The sequence below is a fragment of the Salmonella sp. SAL4457 genome, assembly GCF_046548235.1.
Lineage (GTDB): Bacteria > Pseudomonadota > Gammaproteobacteria > Enterobacterales > Enterobacteriaceae > Salmonella > Salmonella enterica.
This window is the reverse complement of record NZ_JBGDZO010001094.1, coordinates 1-246: the sequence shown is the minus strand read 5'-3', so window position 1 is coordinate 246 and position 246 is coordinate 1. Positions and strand designations below refer to the sequence as shown.

Annotated in this window: 1 protein-coding gene; it reads right to left on the bottom strand. The window is 72.4% G+C overall.

Translation table 11 applies throughout. The annotated features are described in order from the left end of the window. The coding region (locus tag ACLJNW_RS27565) for an FAD-dependent oxidoreductase (RefSeq protein ID WP_410961738.1) at window positions 1–130 on the bottom strand (130 nt) is incomplete at its 3' end. Window positions 131–246 lie beyond the last annotated feature (116 nt).

Genomic DNA, 246 nt, shown 5'->3' with positions numbered 1-246 from the left:
GAGCGAGCCCCCACATCCCGTGTCCGCCGGCCACATAGATACCGCGCGAAATCTCCCCGATCAGGGGCCGGCCGTCCGGGGTGACCGGGCGCGGACCGACCCAGAGGTCACTGCGCTCCGCCCATCGCACCCCCCAGCAATGGGCTCGCCGACGCGACGATGGCCTCCACCCGTTCGGGACGTGCCGGAGCGTCGGGGTCGCGGAACTCCATGGTGCCCGCCACACGCAATCCGCCGGTGTAGGGC